Source organism: Acinetobacter sp. YH12096 (assembly GCF_013419215.1).
GTDB classification, from domain to species: domain Bacteria; phylum Pseudomonadota; class Gammaproteobacteria; order Pseudomonadales; family Moraxellaceae; genus Acinetobacter; species Acinetobacter amyesii.
Window position 1 is genome coordinate 1 of sequence record NZ_VPAM01000013.1, and the last position, 16,746, is coordinate 16,746.

At 39.3% G+C, this 16,746-nt stretch carries 19 protein-coding genes and 1 pseudogene; 10 read left to right on the forward strand and 10 right to left on the reverse strand.

The window, feature by feature from the left end:
• Nucleotides 1-113 (forward strand): annotated as a pseudogene (locus FTU36_RS07365) (IS1595 family transposase); the annotation flags it as partial.
• A 127-nt stretch (nt 114-240) separates the two neighbouring features.
• Here FTU36_RS07365 and FTU36_RS07370 read toward each other — a convergent pair.
• Nucleotides 241-471, reverse strand: coding sequence for a hypothetical protein (locus tag FTU36_RS07370; RefSeq protein WP_078190858.1), 231 nt, complete (start codon nt 469-471; stop codon nt 241-243).
• 236 nt (nt 472-707) lie between these two features.
• Here FTU36_RS07370 and FTU36_RS07375 point away from each other — a divergent pair, with 236 nt between their 5' ends.
• Both FTU36_RS07375 and FTU36_RS07380 read left to right on the forward strand, forming a co-directional pair.
• On the forward strand, nt 708-1,184 hold the full coding sequence (locus tag FTU36_RS07375) for a CinA family protein (RefSeq protein WP_168379808.1): 477 nt from the start codon (nt 708-710) through the stop codon (nt 1,182-1,184).
• 78 nt (nt 1,185-1,262) lie between these two features.
• Nucleotides 1,263-1,880: an aminotransferase gene (locus FTU36_RS07380; RefSeq protein WP_180117285.1), complete on the forward strand. Its 618-nt coding sequence runs from the start codon at nt 1,263-1,265 to the stop codon at nt 1,878-1,880.
• 65 nt (nt 1,881-1,945) lie between these two features.
• On the opposite strand, the gene prpC is transcribed toward FTU36_RS07380, so the two are convergent.
• Both prpC and prpB read right to left on the reverse strand, forming a co-directional pair.
• Nucleotides 1,946-3,082, reverse strand: coding sequence for a 2-methylcitrate synthase (gene prpC / locus FTU36_RS07385; protein WP_180005560.1), 1,137 nt, complete (start codon nt 3,080-3,082; stop codon nt 1,946-1,948).
• Between the two features lie 3 nt (nt 3,083-3,085).
• Complete coding sequence (gene prpB, locus FTU36_RS07390) at nt 3,086-3,970, reverse strand: methylisocitrate lyase (protein ID WP_078188636.1); 885 nt, start codon at nt 3,968-3,970, stop codon at nt 3,086-3,088.
• 239 nt (nt 3,971-4,209) lie between these two features.
• Between prpB and FTU36_RS07395 the strand changes: the two genes are divergently transcribed.
• The 3 genes from FTU36_RS07395 (at nt 4,210) to FTU36_RS07405 (ending at nt 6,464) form a co-directional block, all read left to right on the forward strand.
• The gene (locus FTU36_RS07395) at nt 4,210-4,863 is read left to right on the forward strand and encodes a TetR/AcrR family transcriptional regulator (RefSeq protein ID WP_111883702.1); all 654 of its coding nucleotides are present in this window, start codon (nt 4,210-4,212) and stop codon (nt 4,861-4,863) included.
• Nucleotides 4,864-4,975: 112 nt separating this feature from the next.
• Entirely contained in the window at nt 4,976-5,896 is a 921-nt protein-coding gene (gene argF / locus FTU36_RS07400; protein WP_180117287.1) for an ornithine carbamoyltransferase, read from the forward strand.
• A 91-nt stretch (nt 5,897-5,987) separates the two neighbouring features.
• Nucleotides 5,988-6,464, forward strand: coding sequence for a hypothetical protein (locus tag FTU36_RS07405; protein WP_168379811.1), 477 nt, complete (start codon nt 5,988-5,990; stop codon nt 6,462-6,464).
• Between the two features lie 49 nt (nt 6,465-6,513).
• On the opposite strand, the gene FTU36_RS07410 is transcribed toward FTU36_RS07405, so the two are convergent.
• From FTU36_RS07410 to argC, 5 genes are all read right to left on the reverse strand, one after another.
• Entirely contained in the window at nt 6,514-6,867 is a 354-nt protein-coding gene (locus FTU36_RS07410; RefSeq protein ID WP_180117344.1) for a YnfA family protein, read from the reverse strand.
• Nucleotides 6,868-6,943: 76 nt separating this feature from the next.
• Complete coding sequence (clpA, locus tag FTU36_RS07415; RefSeq protein WP_180117289.1) at nt 6,944-9,220, reverse strand: ATP-dependent Clp protease ATP-binding subunit ClpA; 2,277 nt, start codon at nt 9,218-9,220, stop codon at nt 6,944-6,946.
• A 12-nt stretch (nt 9,221-9,232) separates the two neighbouring features.
• Nucleotides 9,233-9,646, reverse strand: a complete 414-nt coding sequence (gene clpS / locus FTU36_RS07420; protein WP_078188641.1) for an ATP-dependent Clp protease adapter ClpS — start codon at nt 9,644-9,646, stop codon at nt 9,233-9,235.
• Nucleotides 9,647-9,664: 18 nt separating this feature from the next.
• Nucleotides 9,665-10,414 carry a hypothetical protein gene (locus FTU36_RS07425; RefSeq protein ID WP_180117291.1) on the reverse strand — a complete coding sequence of 250 codons (750 nt, stop codon included), beginning with the start codon at nt 10,412-10,414 and terminating at the stop codon, nt 9,665-9,667.
• Between the two features lie 79 nt (nt 10,415-10,493).
• Complete coding sequence (gene argC, locus FTU36_RS07430; protein ID WP_180094555.1) at nt 10,494-11,546, reverse strand: N-acetyl-gamma-glutamyl-phosphate reductase; 1,053 nt, start codon at nt 11,544-11,546, stop codon at nt 10,494-10,496.
• Nucleotides 11,547-11,757: 211 nt separating this feature from the next.
• On the opposite strand from argC, the gene FTU36_RS07435 reads away from it, so the two are divergent.
• A complete protein-coding gene (locus FTU36_RS07435; RefSeq protein WP_180117293.1) occupies nt 11,758-12,081 on the forward strand; it encodes a ribonuclease E inhibitor RraB in 324 nt (107 codons plus the stop codon).
• A gap of 74 nt (nt 12,082-12,155) precedes the next feature.
• Here the strand turns inward: FTU36_RS07435 and FTU36_RS07440 are convergent, their stop codons facing one another.
• Both FTU36_RS07440 and rpiA read right to left on the reverse strand, forming a co-directional pair.
• Nucleotides 12,156-12,836: a SprT family zinc-dependent metalloprotease gene (locus FTU36_RS07440; RefSeq protein ID WP_180117295.1), complete on the reverse strand. Its 681-nt coding sequence runs from the start codon at nt 12,834-12,836 to the stop codon at nt 12,156-12,158.
• A gap of 135 nt (nt 12,837-12,971) precedes the next feature.
• On the reverse strand, nt 12,972-13,643 hold the full coding sequence (gene rpiA, locus FTU36_RS07445; RefSeq protein ID WP_078188646.1) for a ribose-5-phosphate isomerase RpiA: 672 nt from the start codon (nt 13,641-13,643) through the stop codon (nt 12,972-12,974).
• A 107-nt stretch (nt 13,644-13,750) separates the two neighbouring features.
• On the opposite strand from rpiA, the gene ilvA reads away from it, so the two are divergent.
• The 3 genes from ilvA (at nt 13,751) to FTU36_RS07460 (ending at nt 16,715) form a co-directional block, all read left to right on the forward strand.
• Nucleotides 13,751-15,289 carry a threonine ammonia-lyase, biosynthetic gene (ilvA, locus tag FTU36_RS07450; RefSeq protein ID WP_180117297.1) on the forward strand — a complete coding sequence of 513 codons (1,539 nt, stop codon included), beginning with the start codon at nt 13,751-13,753 and terminating at the stop codon, nt 15,287-15,289.
• A 194-nt stretch (nt 15,290-15,483) separates the two neighbouring features.
• On the forward strand, nt 15,484-15,951 hold the full coding sequence (locus tag FTU36_RS07455) for a hypothetical protein (protein WP_180110952.1): 468 nt from the start codon (nt 15,484-15,486) through the stop codon (nt 15,949-15,951).
• A gap of 104 nt (nt 15,952-16,055) precedes the next feature.
• The gene (locus FTU36_RS07460) at nt 16,056-16,715 is read left to right on the forward strand and encodes a TrkA family potassium uptake protein (RefSeq protein ID WP_078188649.1); all 660 of its coding nucleotides are present in this window, start codon (nt 16,056-16,058) and stop codon (nt 16,713-16,715) included.
• Nucleotides 16,716-16,746: the final 31 nt, after the last annotated feature.

Genomic DNA, 16,746 nt, shown 5'->3' on the forward strand with positions numbered 1-16,746 from the left:
TTGACAAGAAGATGTTTTATTTGCATCTTAAAGAAACGGAATATCGCTTCAATCATCGCCATGGTAATTTATACCTCGATTTGCTTAAAATACTCCGTAACAACCCTCTTTAACTTCCTAAGCCCCAAATATATATCTCCTTTAAATCTAGATTAATCTATAGTTTGAGTCTATCAAATACAAAAATACAGCTCCCAACTCAATGAGAACTGTATTTTTAATACTAAAAATTGATCGAAATTAAACGGCAAGTACTTTCACAATAATGGTTTGCATGTCTTCATTTTCTTCAGCCAAATAAACACGCTTTAACTCTTTACTTTTCACTTTGAATTGATGATTTTGATACTGAATTACAGCCGGAATTTGATCAAAATACAGGCTATCTGCGTCTAATTCTTCTTGAAAAAGTGGCGTGCCCAATTGATAGTCTAGGCTTTTTAATACTACATATTTAACAGTCGTTTTCATTGAAATAAACCTACTTTTGTTACGCTCTTTATTTTAAGTTTTAACATCGTTTCCCTTCCGAAGAAACCTTTATTTCATCTTTTCGTACAGCTTCTAAACAATCACACTATTTTTGTGAATTCCTCAACGCCCACAGTGCCACCTTAGACTTTTAGTGAAATTACAGGCGAGCGGAATCAATGCTAAAATTTTAAGAATACTAATGATCATTCACCATTCTACTTTGGGGTAAGCACGTGCTTAAACAGTGTTGCGATGCTTTAGAACAAAAATCCATGACCATCGCGTTTATCGAGAGTGCAAGCTCTGGTTATTTATGTAGCCAATTTTCAATTTATAAGAATAGTGGTGCAGATATCTTGTTAGGTGGTCTTGTGAGCTATGATCCATCGATCAAACGTGAAATTTTAAAAGTAGATCCTCTACTAATAGAAAAATTTACGGCCGAATCCGCAGAAGTGACTCAAGCGATGGCTGAGCAAGGACAACAACTATTTTTACATGCGGACTTTGTGGTGGCCTGCACTGGATTACTCAAACCCGGTGGCAGTGCAACCGTAGAAAAACCCGAAGGAACATTTTATATTTCAATTTTACATGATGGTCGTATCTATAATTATCATTATTTTATTTTGGGTACGGCTTTAGAACGCTTAGATCAGTTAACTGAAAATGTTGCTCACAGTGTATTAGACATCTTAAATGCAGAATAAAACATACATAATCTTCATATTTAAATATCATTTTGCATCGCATACTGTATTGAGGAATTTACTTATCAGGACAAGAAAATGCAGCTACGTCATTTCAATGCATTCGCAATTAGCACCCTAATGTCCTGTTTTGCTTTCGCGACGGTAGGTGGCCCTCAAACCATTGAGGTTTTAGGTTTTGATAAAAAAGACCAAAAAATCTATTTAATGCGTCATTTTGAAGATGGTCGTGGTCGTTTACCACAATTATATTATTATCAATTAAATAGCCAAAAACCGACGCAATTAATTACAGTGAAGTCTTTGTATATTAATCCAAAGACAAAACGGATTGATTACGATCAAGACAGCATCCAGTTTGATAAAGAAATCGCGAAAATAAAAAAACGTTTGGTCGAATTAACACCAGTAAATAACAATAATGCTCGAATACAGGTATTAACAACCATGAATGGCGCTGCAAAATCATGGTATGACCCCACTGAAACCATTGATAAATGGACCTATCAATATCGTGTTAAAAATTCGCAGTATAAAAGCACCATACAAAAGGCTGAGACCTATAAAGAAGGTTTAAAAATCTCTAAAACTTATCGTGTAGTGCAAAAGCCTTTTTATTTAGTGACTGTTAAATATCTAGGGATTCCATTTGAAACGGGATATAGCGTCGAAGATCCTGTTTTATTAACCAAATAGATTGTTAACTCAATTAACAAATAATAAAAAAGCCTCTTTTGAGGCTTTTTTATTTCACTTTAAAATTATGCCGCAGAACGCTCTGCAATTGGCACCACTTTGCGCAGTTCAGGGCCTGTATAGTCCGCGCTTGGGCGAATGATTCGGTTATCCGCACGCTGTTCCATCACATGTGCTGCCCAGCCTGTTACACGTGACATTACAAAGATTGGCGTGAATAGTTTGGTTGCAATATCCATGAAGTGATAAGCCGATGCATGGAAGAAGTCTGCATTACAGAACAATTTCTTCTCGCGCCACATCACTTCTTCACAGCGTACTGATACTGGATAAAGCACAGTATCACCGACGTCTTTAGCTAGGCGTTCAGACCAAATTTTGATGATGCCATTACGTGGATCATTGTCTTTATAGATCGCATGACCAAAGCCCATGATCTTTTCTTTACGCTCAAGTTTGCCGAGCATTTCACGTTCAGCTTCTTCTGGAGACGTCCAATTTTCAATCATTTCCATGGCAGCTTCATTTGCACCGCCATGTAATGGGCCACGAAGTGAACCAATCGCACCAGTAATACACGAATGCATATCTGAAAGCGTCGAAGCACATACACGTGCTGTGAAAGTAGATGCGTTAAACTCATGCTCTGCATACAAAATCAGTGATACGTTCATCACTTGCTCATGCAATTCATTTGGTTTTTCACCACGAAGTAAATGCAAGAATTGAGCGCCAATTGAATCATCATCGGTATTTTCTTCTACACGTACGCCGTCATGGCTAAAACGATACCAGTAGCAGATGATCGCAGGAAGCGTTGCCAAAATACGATCTGCAACATCTTGTTGTTCATCGAATGATTTTTCTGTTTCAAGGTTACCTAACATTGAAACGCCTGTACGCATCACGTCCATTGGGTGTGAGTCAGCAGGAATACGCTCTAAAACTTCTTTCAACGCTTGTGGTAATTGACGCAGTGATTTGAGTTTGGCTTTGTATGCTGCAAGCTGTTCTGTTGTTGGTAATTCACCAAAGAAAATCAGGTACGCGACTTCTTCAAACTGACAGTTTTCTGCCAAGTCTTGAACGTCATAACCACGATAGGTTAAGCCCGCACCACTTTTGCCTACAGTTGACAATGCAGTTTTACCAGCTACTTGTCCGCGCAGTCCTGCGCCTGTGAGTACTTTTCCTTCAGCCATTTTTTATTTTCCTTCAGTGAACAATTTATCTAAGGTGTTTTCAAAAGTGTGATAATCGAGGAATTGATAGAGTTCTTTTCGTTGTTGCATTTTATCCAGTACATTGACTTGTGTACCGTCATTGCGGATCGCATGCATTACTTCGAGTGCCGCTTTTTGCATTGCACGTGTTGGTGATAATGGGTAAAGCACCATTGAAATGCCTTGCTCGCCTAGTTCTTCTTTGGTGTAGTAAGGGGTATCACCAAACTCTGTAATGTTTGCCAGTACAGGGACACCAACTGCATCGCAGACTGTTTTATACATGGTAATGTCAGTCATCGCTTCAGCAAAGATCGCATCTGCGCCTGCTTCTACACAGGCACATGCACGGTCGATCACTGCTTGCAAACCTTCTTTTTGCAAAGCATCTGTACGCGCCATCACCACAAAGTTTGAATCGGTTTTTGCATCAACAGCAGCTTTAATACGGTCAACCATTTCTTGTTGTGACACGATTTCTTTGTTCGGACGGTGACCACAACGTTTTTGTGCCACTTGGTCTTCGATATGAACCGCTGCTGCACCCGCAGCAATCATTTGTTTCACAGTACGAGCAATGTTAAATGCACCGCCCCAACCTGTATCGATATCGACAAGTAATGGCGTATCTACACGTTCAGTAATACGACGAACATCTTCCAAAACATTGTCTAAGCTGGTCATGCCTAAGTCAGGTAAACCATATGAATAGTTCGCAACACCTGCACCAGATAAATATATGGCTTTATAGCCAACTTCTTTTGCCATCATTGCTGCATATGCATTTACTGTGCCAATGATTTGTAATGGTTTTTCTACTTCCAATGCTTGTCTAAATCTTAAGCCTGCAGACGTTTGTTGTGTCATATTCCTTTCCACGGCATTTACTTTAATTTTCGAAGTTTGAGTATATCCATATTTTTTTCCAACTCTATGGCTTTGTAGAATATTAACTCTAAAACTTTAGTCAAATATTTCACTTGTCACCTATCTGTTGTTATTCTTTAGTCAAAGATCCCTTATTTATTAGCAAAGCAGAAAAGTACTGAATTTTTTGCTATAATTATCGTCAAATCAGCTATTTTTTTGTTAAATATTATCACTTTATGCAAGATTTAATACACATTGAACCTTTAACGCATGACCAGCCACAAACGCGGCGCGGACATGAACGATGTGTTGCGCTTTTAGAAAGTGCTACGGAGCTTTTTTTAAAACGTGGTTTTGATGCAGTTTCATTAGATGACATCGTGAATCATGCAGGTGGTTCAAAAGCGTCAATCTATAAATATTTTGGTAATAAAGACGGATTATTTAAGGCCATTTGTGACTATCGTCGCTGCTTATTTTTCAAAGATATTTGCCTACCATTTACGGTGAGCCCTGACACCGATATTCGTGCTTATCTCATCAATACTTTAAGTGACTTTCATCAGCATATTGTGATGCCTGAAAATGCTGCATTTATGCGGCTAGTCTTAGAACAAACAGGACGTAATCCTGAAATAGCACGTTATATTCATGAGCAAGGCCCAAAACAAATTCAGAACACCGTTGCAGAAATTTTGTATCAAGCACATCAACACGGTTTGCTGTATTGTGAAAACCCACTGTTTTCGGCTCAATTTTATTTTGGAATTTTGCGTAATTTAGAATGGCGCGTTCTCATGGGCATCACCATTGATGAAAATGATCAAGAAACCATCAATTACATAAGTTATTGCGTTGATCGTTTCCTAGACGGTCACCAAAAGCGCTAGATTTTTTGCAATTTACCTCTCTTATAGTATATTAATCGATTACTTTTTCTCTAACCAACCAACAACTAATTGTTGTTTTGTTCTTTGATTCAGCAATTATTGTGGAGTAACAATGGCTCTACGTCACTTTCTAACTTTACGCGATTTATCGACTTTAGAACTTAACCAAATTGTACAGCGCGGTATCGAACTCAAGCGCAAACAGCATAACAATGAAGTTTTCCAACCTTTCGTTGGTAAAGTCATGGGCATGATTTTTGAGAAATCGAGCACCCGTACACGTGTATCGTTTGAAGCAGGAATGAGCCAATTTGGTGGTAGCGCAATTTTCCTTTCATCTCGCGACTCTCAATTAGGTCGTGGCGAGCCAGTTGAAGATTCTGCACGTGTGATTTCAAGCATGCTTGATATTGTGATGATTCGTACTTTTGGTCATGACATTGTTGAACGTTTTGCTTCTTATTCAAAAGTTCCTGTCATCAATGCATTAACAGATGATCACCACCCTTGCCAATTACTTGCCGATGTTCAAACATTCGTTGAACACCGTGGCTCTATTGAAGGTAAAACGGTTGCTTGGATTGGTGATGGCAACAATATGTGTAACTCATATATTGAAGCAGCTCATATGTGGGGCTTTAAATTAAAAATCGCCGCACCTAAGGGCTATGAACCTAAAGCAGAATTTTTATCTGAATTTGCACACTGTGTTGAACTTGTTGATTCTGCAGAAGATGCTGCAGTTAATGCAGATTTAATCGTGACAGATGTTTGGGCAAGTATGGGCCAAGAAGAAGAACAAAAAATTCGTGAAAAAGCGTTTGCAGATTATCAAGTGAATGAACGCCTGATGGATCTTGCTCACACTGACTGCTTATTTATGCACTGCTTGCCTGCACATCGTGGTGAAGAAATTTCTGAAAATATGCTTGACCACAAAAATGCAGTGGTTTGGGATGAAGCTGAAAATCGCTTACATGCACAAAAAGCACTTGTTGAATTTTTAATTAACGAAAATCTTAAAAAAGACTAAGGTTTTACTTAGATAAATGAAGCACCTTCGGGTGCTTTTTTTGTTTTTGCATGCTTTAATAAAACCATAACTTTTATAAGTGATTTAAAATATGCACATTCAAAACAGCTTTTTAATTTTAGTCTCTTTGGGCCTAAGCACCGTTACATTTGCAGCATCTCCAACTGAGTTAGATCAATACCTCGTAAAAAAAGGAATTTTGGATGCTGCATACCAAATCAAAAATAAACCTGCATTAGATGAAATACTTTCTGCCATAAGTGACGAGGACTCTCGTACTCTTCCTTTTCAAGTTGACCAAAATATGTTGATGGAAAAAATGGAAGTTTCAGCAGATAAAATAGAAATCGAAGGAATTATCACCACACCTGACTTTACACAATTTGCAGAATCGGTGGGTCAACAGCAAGTCAAACAACTGATCAAAAAAAATTCTTTACAAAATTGTGAATTACTATTTGAGCATCAATTTCAACGTGTAAATCCATATGTATTAGAGATGGATTTATCTTCACCTCAACAGAAATACGAAATAAAAATCCACAACGCTGAATGTAAATTTAAATAAACATCTGATTTCTTATAGCTCTTGGTTTAACTTCTGCAATGTTTATTACTTAACGAATTAAACCTTGAGGCTGTAATGCAATCACAGCTGCACCCACCAATACAATGATGCCACCTAGCATATCCCATCGCGTTAGAACTACGTGATCGACAAAACGCAACCACAGCAATGCAGAGAAAATGTAGATTCCACCATAGGCTGCATAGATACGACCCGAAGCTGCTGGATGCAACGTCAATAACCAAACAAATGCAGCCAATGCAAGGGCTGTAGGAATCCATAACCACTGCGATTTTTGCTGATTTATAATCAAATATGGGAAGTGACAGCCTAAAATTTCCATCAATGCTGTTAGTGCAAATAAACCAAATGTGGTCAGCACTTTTGTTAATGGTAAATCCATCATAGAAAAATCCAAATCTAGCGTCGAATAAATATAAAAAACCCGTGCAAGCACGGGTTTTTTATAAATAAATTATTTAAGCAGGTTCAGCGGTTTGGTCTTCAAACACTTCGAGTTTTAAGCCCACAGCTTTACCATTTTCTTTCTTCACTGAAACAGCAACATTGCCGCCATGTTCCGCAAGCTCACCAAACAGAATCATTTCAGCAAGCGGTTTTTTCAAATGCTCTTGGATTAAACGCTGCATTGGACGAGCGCCCATCAAGCGATCGTATCCTTGCTCAGCCATCCATTCGCGTGCATCTTGATCAACCTCAAGAACCACTTTCTTATCATCTAACTGTGCCTGAAGCTCTGTTAAGAACTTATCAACCACACTTTCAATGACCGTTGTTGGCAATGCTTTAAATTGAATAACACCATCTAAACGGTTACGGAACTCTGGTGAGAAGGCTTTTTTCATCGCGTCTTGGTTATCATTACTGTTGTCTTGGTCCATGAAACCAATGCTCACACGTGAAATTGATTCTGCACCAATATTGGTAGTCAGTACTAACACAACGTTACGGAAGTCAGACTTACGACCGTTATTATCTGTTAATGAACCATGATCCATAATTTGCAGTAACAAATTAAAGACATCTGGATGTGCTTTCTCAATTTCGTCTAGTAATAGCACGCAATGCGGATTTTTATGAATCGCGTCGGTCAGCAAACCACCTTGATCAAAACCGACATAACCCGGAGGCGCACCAATTAAACGAGATACGGCATGACGTTCCATGTATTCTGACATATCAAAACGTACTAGTTCGACGCCTAATAATTTCGCCAATTGCTTAGTGACTTCAGTTTTACCCACACCTGTAGGACCCGCAAAGACAAAATTACCCACTGGCTTATCTGGCGCTTTTAGACCTGCACGAGATAATTTAATCGCAGATGCAAGCGCTTCAATCGCTTCATCCTGACCAAACACCACACGTTTCAGATCACGCTCAAGATTTTCAAGGACGCTCTTATCATCTTTAGACACAGTTTTCGGTGGAATACGGGCAATTTTCGATACGATATCTTCAATGTTTTCAACTGAAATGACCGTATCATCCTGCTCAGCTTTTAAACGACGCTGCGCACCAGCTTCATCAATCACATCAATGGCTTTATCTGGCAAGAAACGATCATTGATAAATTTCGCTGATAGTTCTACCGCAGAAACCAAAGCTTGATCTTCGTATTTCACATGATGGAATTCTTCAAATTTGCCTTTTAAGCCACGCAGAATATCAATCGTTTCTGAAATAGATGGTTCATTGACATCAATTTTTTGGAAGCGACGAGATAATGCATGATCTTTTTCAAAGACTTGACGGTATTCTTGGAAAGTCGTTGAACCGATACAACGCAAAGTACCATTTGCCAAAGCTGGTTTGATGAGGTTCGATGCATCCATCGTGCTGCCCATACTTGAGCCTGCACCGATGATCATGTGAATTTCATCAATAAATAAAATAGCTTCGGGCTTTTTCTTCAAGGCATTTAGCAGTTGTTTTAAACGCTTTTCAAAATCACCACGGTATTTAGTTCCTGCAACTAAAGCACCAATGTCTAAACTAAATACTTCTGCATTTTCAAGCGGTTTAGGTGCTTTGCCATTTACAATGAGCCAAGCCAAACCTTCAGCAATCGAAGTTTTACCTACACCCGGATCACCCACCAAAAGTGGGTTGTTTTTACGGCGACGGCATAGAATTTGAGCTGTACGTTCAATCTCTTTTTCACGACCAATCAGTGGATCTGTTTTGCCTTTTTGAGCTTCAACATTGAGATTGGTCGTATATAGCTCTAATGGGCCAGAATTTGAAGACGTGGTGCTTTCACCATCGAGCTCTTCGATTTCTTCTTCGGCTTGGACTTCATCTTTACGTATGCCATGAGACAAATACTGCGTTAATGTCAAACGGTTGATTTGATGGCGTTTAAGTAAATACACCGCAAATGAATCACGCTCTGAATACATCGCAACTAAAATGTCTGCACCTTCTACAGTGCGGTCATTACCACTCGATTGCACATGGAAAATTGCACGCTGCAAAATACGATCAAAACTTTCTGTAGGATGTGGCGCTTGATCGCTATTTTCGCCAAGCTTAGGGGTATGTTGTTCTACGTATTCTTCAAGTTCTTTGCGAAGCACAATAATGTCTGCGCCACATGCTTTCAATGCATTAACAGCGGAATCATTATCCAGTAAAGCCAATAATAAATGTTCTACCGTCAAAAATTCATGTCTCTTTTGACGAGCCATGCTGACAGCCAAACGTAGTGATACTTCTAATTGACGACTGAGCATGTAATCCCCTTATTAATCTTTTGGCTCAATCTGACAAAGTAATGGATGACTTTGCGACCGAGCGTAATTATTGACCTGATTTGCTTTAGTCTCTGCGATGTCTCGCGGATAAACCCCTGCAACACCCTTTCCTTCATAATGTACAGTTAGCATTACTTGAGTGGCTTGGTCAAGATTCAAAGCAAAGTATTGTTGTAAAATTTCAATTACAAAGTCCATTGGGGTGTAATCATCGTTCATTAAAACGACAGCATACATAGGAGGACGCTTTAACTCAGGTGGCGCAGTCAATACTTGAATGTCTGAATCACCATCATCCTGCGTACCTTGGCTGAGAGTCGGGTTTAGATGCCAGTCCACTAAACCAGATTGGTAAAATGAATTTTTAATGTCAGATAAACACGTTTGACGCTTATTGGTTCGCATAGGATTTAGGTTTCACACTTAGTTTGCACTTGCTTCAGTTTGAGGAATTTCTGAAAGGAAGGCAGATTGATTTTCAACAGGCTGACCTTTCGACCAGCTAAAATGGCGAATAACGGGTTTAGAACCGGTTAAACACACTTCAATAAAGTCTGGACTGAAGCCTTTTGGCATGGTCCAACGTCCAGTGAGTCGTTCACTTTCACTAAAGTTAAAGTTTTTGTCTTCTAATGGCACTGCAAGTACTTCTGTGCCCTTAATTAGACGCAGTTCAACACTTCCAGATACATTACTTTTTGATGGGCTAACTTGAACGAGATCAAGTTGGTATTCATACGCATTTTCAGGTAAAGGTTTAATCGCTAAATGTTGTACTGCAAGAGGCATACCACCACGTTGGCGCAATACTTCACGATACAAAACACTCAAATTACCAGTTAATTCTTGATCATCACGTGCTTTTTTAACAGCCAAATATAAATCATTTGAATTACTTACAGCGACATCACGCTCTTGGATTGCCGCATTCAAACTTTTATTTAGGCCTGCTAATTCAGTTTTTTGCTTTTGCACCACATCAACCAGTTGCTCTGCATCTGCATCATATCCGACCACAGTTAAGCCCTGACGATGACCGATACTATATCCGAGCAAACCGCTGCTCAATGCAAGTACAACTGCACCAATCGCCAGTGGCATATTCGTCTTCATAAAAGGCGTTTTTTCACTGTTTTCAGGTTCTGACTTGAAATTAGATTCTGTATTCGACATCGTCATCTCTTATTTTTAGTTCACTCAAGGCACACATTTAAATCCAGTTTTAAATGTGTGTGAAGTTTTAAATCGTTTCTTATGGTAATAAACCAATGCCTTGAAGTCCTGCATTTTCAGCAAAACTAAACATCAAGTTCATATTTTGTACGGCTTGACCTGCAGCACCTTTCACCAAGTTGTCTTGAGCCACCAAAATCACTAATTTTTTCGGTTGAGGTTTGCAAATCGCAATACGTAATTGGTTCGCACCACGCACAGTACGTGTTTCAGGTGAGCTACCTGCCGGCATAACATCTACAAACTGCTCATTGGCATAGAACTGTTCATATATGCTTTGTAAATCCGCAGAAGCACCTGCGTCTGTCAAATCAATATAGATAGTGCTGAGCATGCCACGAATCATCGGTACTAAATGCGGTACGAATAAAATTTCGTTAAACACACCTTTTTGACCTGAAATATTTTCTAAGGCTTCTACAATTTCAGGATGATGACGGTGACCCGCCACACCATACGCTTTAAAGTTATCTGCATTTTCAGAATAGATCATGCCTAGGCTGGCTTTACGGCCTGCACCCGACACACCTGATTTTGCATCAATAATAATGCTTTCTGGTTTCACTAATCCTTCAGCTTTTAAAACTGGTGCTAAACCGAGCTGAACAGTTGTTGGGTAGCAACCTGGGTTACCAATCACTGAAGCCTTTTGAATTTTTTCACGGTTTAATTCTGATAAACCATAAACTGACTCTTTTAATAGCTCTGGACATGCATGGTCTAGACCATACCATTTCTCAAATTGAGCTAAGTCTTGCAAGCGGAAGTCAGCAGCAAGGTCAATCACTTTAGTATTTGCAGCAACTAACTCTTCTGCGTGTTTCATTGCAACACCGTGCGGCGTCGCAAAGAATACAACGTCACATTGTTTTAGTTCTTCAATATTTAGATCTGAATAGCAAAGGTCTGTATGTCCACGCAAACTTGGGAACATATCATCCACACGGCGGCCATTTTCAGTACGCGAAGTTAAAACTTTCACTTCTGCATTTGGGTGTCGCAGTAAAATACGCAGTAATTCAACACCTGTGTAACCTGTACCGCCGACAATACCTACTGAAATCACGCTCATTACCTCTATTCAAAGTATCCATTTGATGACTGCGTAGTATGACAGGAAGTTGAGGATTTCTGAACTGTTTTGCTTGGGTTTAGCTGTTTTTTTAACGTCTTAGAGCATCAGCGCTTTTAATTCTAAAATTATCTGCCACTGGTCTTTAATCATTTGATTTCTTGCATTGATTTGCTATTTTTCATCACAAATAACAAAAAAGATCCCCCTTATGCAAAACGAAATTGATGAAGCCTCTACACTTAATACACTAAATAGAATGTCTGATGCAGGACTTGATTTAACCCAGCCTCGTCTGTTTGATTTTCTACTTTGGCTGCCTACTCAAGGGGCAGCAATTCAAATCTCACAAGAAATTTTTAATATGGGCTTTAAAGCATCGATATATCAAGATGATGAAGATAGGAGTTGGACTTGCGAGTGTTCTAAAGTCATTATTCCATCTTTTGAAAATGTAATAGAAATTGAAAGAAAACTGCATTTTTTGGCGCAAAGTTATGACGGCCATAGTGATGGTTTTGGAACAATGGGCTAAGTTTGTTTATATTTTAAATAAATAATGTACTTAGGCTATTTTATCTAAATGTAATTAAACATCTTAATTTGAGGTTAGGAAACACTCCACCACCACGGCATTGGACTGCTCTTCAACGTTTTCCGATGCTGTTGGAAATGAACATCATGTTTTTGAACTTCTGCCCAAAAGTTTGGGCTATGGTCAAAGTGCTTAGTATGCGCTAACTCATGTACAGCTACATATCGTGCAATTTCCAATGGAAAAAGTACCAAACCACTATTCAACATAATGTCATGTCTAGCAGAACAGCTCCCCCAGCGAGTTTTGGGCTGACGAATCGAGCACTCACCATATTTCAAGCCTGTTTCACTGCTCACTTGCTTTAAATAAATCGGTAAATACTTTTTAGCGTAAGCAATCACAAAGCTTTTTAAATATTGTTCAGGCTGCCGGTCACTGATGAAAAGCTGATGATTTTCTTCATCCAAGATAAATGAATGTTTTTGCGTTTGATACACAACCTGTAAAGGCTGTTCTAAATTAAAGAGTTTTAATTCTGCTGGAAGCGTTTTATCAATCTGCCCTGCTTTTTCCTGCTGCTTCTGCCATGTTTCAATCATCCACTGTTCTGATTGTTCTAAAAATTCTTGAACTTGGCGCGGTGTACAAAACTGGGGAACCGTTAATTTAATTTGAGTTGGTTCGACACGCAGTCTTAAGCGTGTGGCACGTAATTTTCGAGTGATTTGAATTTCAGGAAGGTTTGGTGTCATTAATTCTATAATTTTATTATGAAATTTGTAGTTCACTCTCCTTTTAGGAGAGGGTTAGGGAGAGGTTGATTAACTCCCTAACCCCTACCTTCTCCCTTAGCCATCAATGGCACAAGAGCAGGAACTTTCAGCAGATTAAACCGCAGTACGCTCTTCAATACCGTTATCAGTCGCAACAACAGCAATATCCGCTTTGTTTAATGCAAAGATGCCGTTACACACTACACCCGGAATGTCATTCAAAGTCTTTTCAAGCTCTAAGGCATTCAGGATATTTAAGTTGTGTACGTCTAAAATTACATTACCGTTATCTGTTACTACGCCTTCACGGTACACAGGATCGCCGCCTAAAGAAACGATTTTACGTGCCACAGCAGAACGTGCCATTGGAATCACTTCTACAGGAAGCGGAAATTCACGTGCCAACTGATCAACCCATTTAGAATCATCTACGATACATACGAATTTTTTCGCAATTGATGCAACGATTTTTTCACGAGTCAACGCAGCGCCGCCGCCTTTAATCATGTGCATATGACGGTCAATTTCGTCAGCGCCATCCACATAGGCATCTAAACCGCCAACGTGGTTCATATCAACCACTTCAATGCCTAATTTTTTCAAACGCTGTGCAGTTGCTTCAGAACTCGCAACAGCGGCTTCGAGTTGAAGCTCTGGCAATAATTCGATGAGGAAGTTCACAGTACTTCCTGTACCAACACCCAAAATACCGCCCTTTGGCAAATGCTTTAACGCAGCTTTTGCGGCAGCTTGTTTCTTTTCATCTTGGGTAGCATACAGACTCATAACTTGGCTCAACTATTTTTTGACATTTGTTGCTGATTTTACAGCCCAAATGTACGGGTGTTTGTTACAATGAACGCCTATTTTAAACTGTTAGATGGAAAATTAACATGCTGTCTCGTTTGGTTCGACAAATATTACAGGCAACGGTCTATGACGTTGCAATCGAAACCCCACTCGAAGCAGCGCCACGAATTAGTGAAAAACTAAACAATAACATTCGCTTTAAACGCGAAGATTTACAACCTGTCTTTTCTTTCAAGCTACGCGGTGCCTATAACCGTATTAGTCAATTACCGAAATCTCAGTTGGAACGTGGCGTTATTACTGCTTCTGCAGGTAACCATGCTCAAGGCGTGGCTTTATCTGGTAAAAAGTTAGGTATCCGCGCCATTATCGTTATGCCTAAAACCACACCAGACATTAAAGTACAAGCGGTTAAACGCTTAGGCGGTGAAGTGGTTCTGCATGGCGATTCTTTTGACGTAGCCAATAAATACGCAATCCAATGTGCAAAAGATGAAGGTATGACCTTTATTCCACCTTATGACGACGAACTCGTTATGGCCGGTCAAGGAACCATTGCCAACGAAATTTTGCGTCAATGGCGTGATGTAGACTATGTATTTGTTGCTGTGGGCGGTGGCGGTCTCATTGCCGGTGTAGCTGCTTATCTTGGTGATGTGGCACCGCATGTTAAAGTCATTCCTGTTGAATATGACGAATCAGCATGTTTAAAAGCAGCCTTTGAAGCTAATGAACGTGTCATTCTTCCATCTGTAGGTTTATTTGCCGACGGTACTGCCGTTGCGCAAATTGGTGAAAAGCCATTTGAAGTCATTCAGCTACAAAAATCAGATAACTCAGGCCCAATTGTTGAGCGTGAAGTTGTACTGGTAAATACAGATGAAATCTGTGCAGCCATTAAGGATACCTTTGATGAATGCCGTAGCATTGTTGAACCATCTGGTGCAATGGCGCTTGCAGGGATTAAAAAGTATGTTGCTGAGCATGGCCTAGAAGATAAAAATATGGTGTCAATTGTTTGCGGTGCAAACATGAACTTTGACCGCTTACGCTATATTGCAGAACGTACAGAACTCGGTGAACGTAAAGAAGCAATCTTTGCTGTAACCATTCCAGAAGAAAAAGGTTCTTTCCTTAAATTCTGTCGTGCACTGCAAGGCCGTAACATCACAGAATTCAACTACCGTGCAAGTGATTCTTCTGCGGCGCAAGTCTTTGTGGGTATCAGCCTAAAAGGTGGAGAAAAAGAACGTCATGACATCTATGAAACATTAAAGTTTGAATACGATGTAGATGATCTTTCTGATGATGAAGTCGCTAAGCTTCATATCCGTTATTTAATTGGCGGTCATGCAGATATCGAAAATGAACGCCTATTCCGTGTTGAATTCCCTGAACGTCCAGGTGCGCTACTGACTTTCTTGGAACGTCTTGGCCCTACCCACAACATCACGCTTTTCCATTACCGTAACCACGGTGCTGCTGAAGGTCGCGTATTGGTGGGTATGGAAGCAACGGATGCGAAACAAAACCCAGATGGTTTAATTGAAACATTGGAAAATATTACCTATCCATATGTTGAGATTACCAATAACCTCGGTTATCAACGTTTCTTGAAATAAGTAAAATTTCTATATGAAAGCTGGGATCTAGGTTCCAGCTTTTTTATTTGCATCAACTATTTCCTGAATCAAAATAAATAAATTCATCAAATTAATTTATCAACGCTGTCATTGTTGTTAATTTAACCATACCCTATAATCCATTGAAAATAAAACAAAATGGATATTTAAAATTGAATTTTTATGCCTTATTTATGATCGTCATTGTGGGTTTAGGCGGATATTTTTATGTATATCCGGCTTATCAACTTAAGCAAGAGGAAGATAAGATTCGTCAAAGTATGAAACAAATTCCAAATCAGTCACGTACGCAAAATCTAGAAAATATTTACGGCTATACCGCGCAGGCTGAAATGTTGAATCAATATCCAAATTACATTGTATATATTCGCTTTGATGAGCTAAGTGATCAAACCGCTCCCGAATCTGTTCAAACCATTATCCGTGAATTTTCATGCGATGGCTTAAACCGTTTAAAGAACAATTCCGAGCTTGTTCGTAAAGCCACTCTTAATGTCATTAAAGAAGATCAACATCAATTTCAATATATTCTAAAAAATAAACTAGGCTATGAAATTTTTAAATACCAACAAGTTATGGATAATTGCCCCAATATTGCTGAACTTTATGCCTATCAAAATACTGAAGAAATTAAAAATTAGAGCTTTTCGGTTTAGATGGATTATGTAAATTTTCATAGCCGCTCTAGGCTGAACAAGCTAACATCAACATATTCAATAACTTTAGAATAATTTAGGAATACGGCATGGCACAATTCGCTGTGATTGGCTTAGGAAGTTTTGGCGCAACTGTAGCCACTGAACTCATGGGTTTAAAACACGATGTCATTGGAATCGATAGCAACAAAAAGTTTGTTGAAAGTATTTCGGACCAACTGACCCATGCAGTGATTGCTGATGCAACAGATGAACACGTTTTACAGGAACTCAATATTCAAAACTGTGAAGCCGTCGTTGTTGCGATTGGTGAAGATATTGAAGCCAGCATCTTATGTGTGCTCCATCTTAAAAATATGGGGATTAACAAAATTTGGGCCAAAGCCAAGTCCAAAGCGCATCACATGATTTTAACCCATTTAGGGATCAGCAAAATCATCCATCCTGAAGAAGATATGGGTGTTCGTGTTGCCCAGTCACTGAGTTATCCAATGGTGAGCCGCTACATGGTGCTCGAAGATGATCATTATTTGGTGAAAGTTGAAATTAAAGAATCACAACAAGGCACGCGTTTAAATCAAATAATGGATCATGTCCCTGAAGTGAAGACGATTTTGCATAAACGTGGCACCGAGCTTCAATATAGTTTAGATCCGAACCTGATTTTACAAACTGGCGATATTTTAGTGGTTGAAGGTTTACTCGAACATTTACGTCGACTGGCTAAACACTTTAAAGCAACTTTGTAATCAGCGTCGTGCTCTATTTGCACACAATCGC

Coding starts and splice junctions, on each gene's coding strand:
- FTU36_RS07435 (WP_180117293.1), top strand. CDS start 11,758: ATGCAAAACGAAATTGATGAAGCCTCTACACTTAATACACTAAATAGA.
- FTU36_RS07395 (WP_111883702.1), top strand. CDS start 4,210: ATGCAAGATTTAATACACATTGAACCTTTAACGCATGACCAGCCACAA.
- ilvA (WP_180117297.1), top strand. CDS start 13,751: ATGCTGTCTCGTTTGGTTCGACAAATATTACAGGCAACGGTCTATGAC.
- FTU36_RS07440 (WP_180117295.1), bottom strand. CDS start 12,836: ATGACACCAAACCTTCCTGAAATTCAAATCACTCGAAAATTACGTGCC.
- FTU36_RS07405 (WP_168379811.1), top strand. CDS start 5,988: ATGCACATTCAAAACAGCTTTTTAATTTTAGTCTCTTTGGGCCTAAGC.
- argC (WP_180094555.1), bottom strand. CDS start 11,546: ATGAGCGTGATTTCAGTAGGTATTGTCGGCGGTACAGGTTACACAGGT.
- FTU36_RS07455 (WP_180110952.1), top strand. CDS start 15,484: ATGATCGTCATTGTGGGTTTAGGCGGATATTTTTATGTATATCCGGCT.
- argF (WP_180117287.1), top strand. CDS start 4,976: ATGGCTCTACGTCACTTTCTAACTTTACGCGATTTATCGACTTTAGAA.
- FTU36_RS07380 (WP_180117285.1), top strand. CDS start 1,263: ATGCAGCTACGTCATTTCAATGCATTCGCAATTAGCACCCTAATGTCC.
- prpB (WP_078188636.1), bottom strand. CDS start 3,970: ATGACACAACAAACGTCTGCAGGCTTAAGATTTAGACAAGCATTGGAA.
- FTU36_RS07460 (WP_078188649.1), top strand. CDS start 16,056: ATGGCACAATTCGCTGTGATTGGCTTAGGAAGTTTTGGCGCAACTGTA.
- FTU36_RS07370 (WP_078190858.1), bottom strand. CDS start 471: ATGAAAACGACTGTTAAATATGTAGTATTAAAAAGCCTAGACTATCAA.
- clpA (WP_180117289.1), bottom strand. CDS start 9,220: ATGCTCAGTCGTCAATTAGAAGTATCACTACGTTTGGCTGTCAGCATG.
- rpiA (WP_078188646.1), bottom strand. CDS start 13,643: ATGAGTCTGTATGCTACCCAAGATGAAAAGAAACAAGCTGCCGCAAAA.
- FTU36_RS07410 (WP_180117344.1), bottom strand. CDS start 6,867: ATGGATTTACCATTAACAAAAGTGCTGACCACATTTGGTTTATTTGCA.
- clpS (WP_078188641.1), bottom strand. CDS start 9,646: ATGCGAACCAATAAGCGTCAAACGTGTTTATCTGACATTAAAAATTCA.
- prpC (WP_180005560.1), bottom strand. CDS start 3,082: ATGGCTGAAGGAAAAGTACTCACAGGCGCAGGACTGCGCGGACAAGTA.
- FTU36_RS07425 (WP_180117291.1), bottom strand. CDS start 10,414: ATGTCGAATACAGAATCTAATTTCAAGTCAGAACCTGAAAACAGTGAA.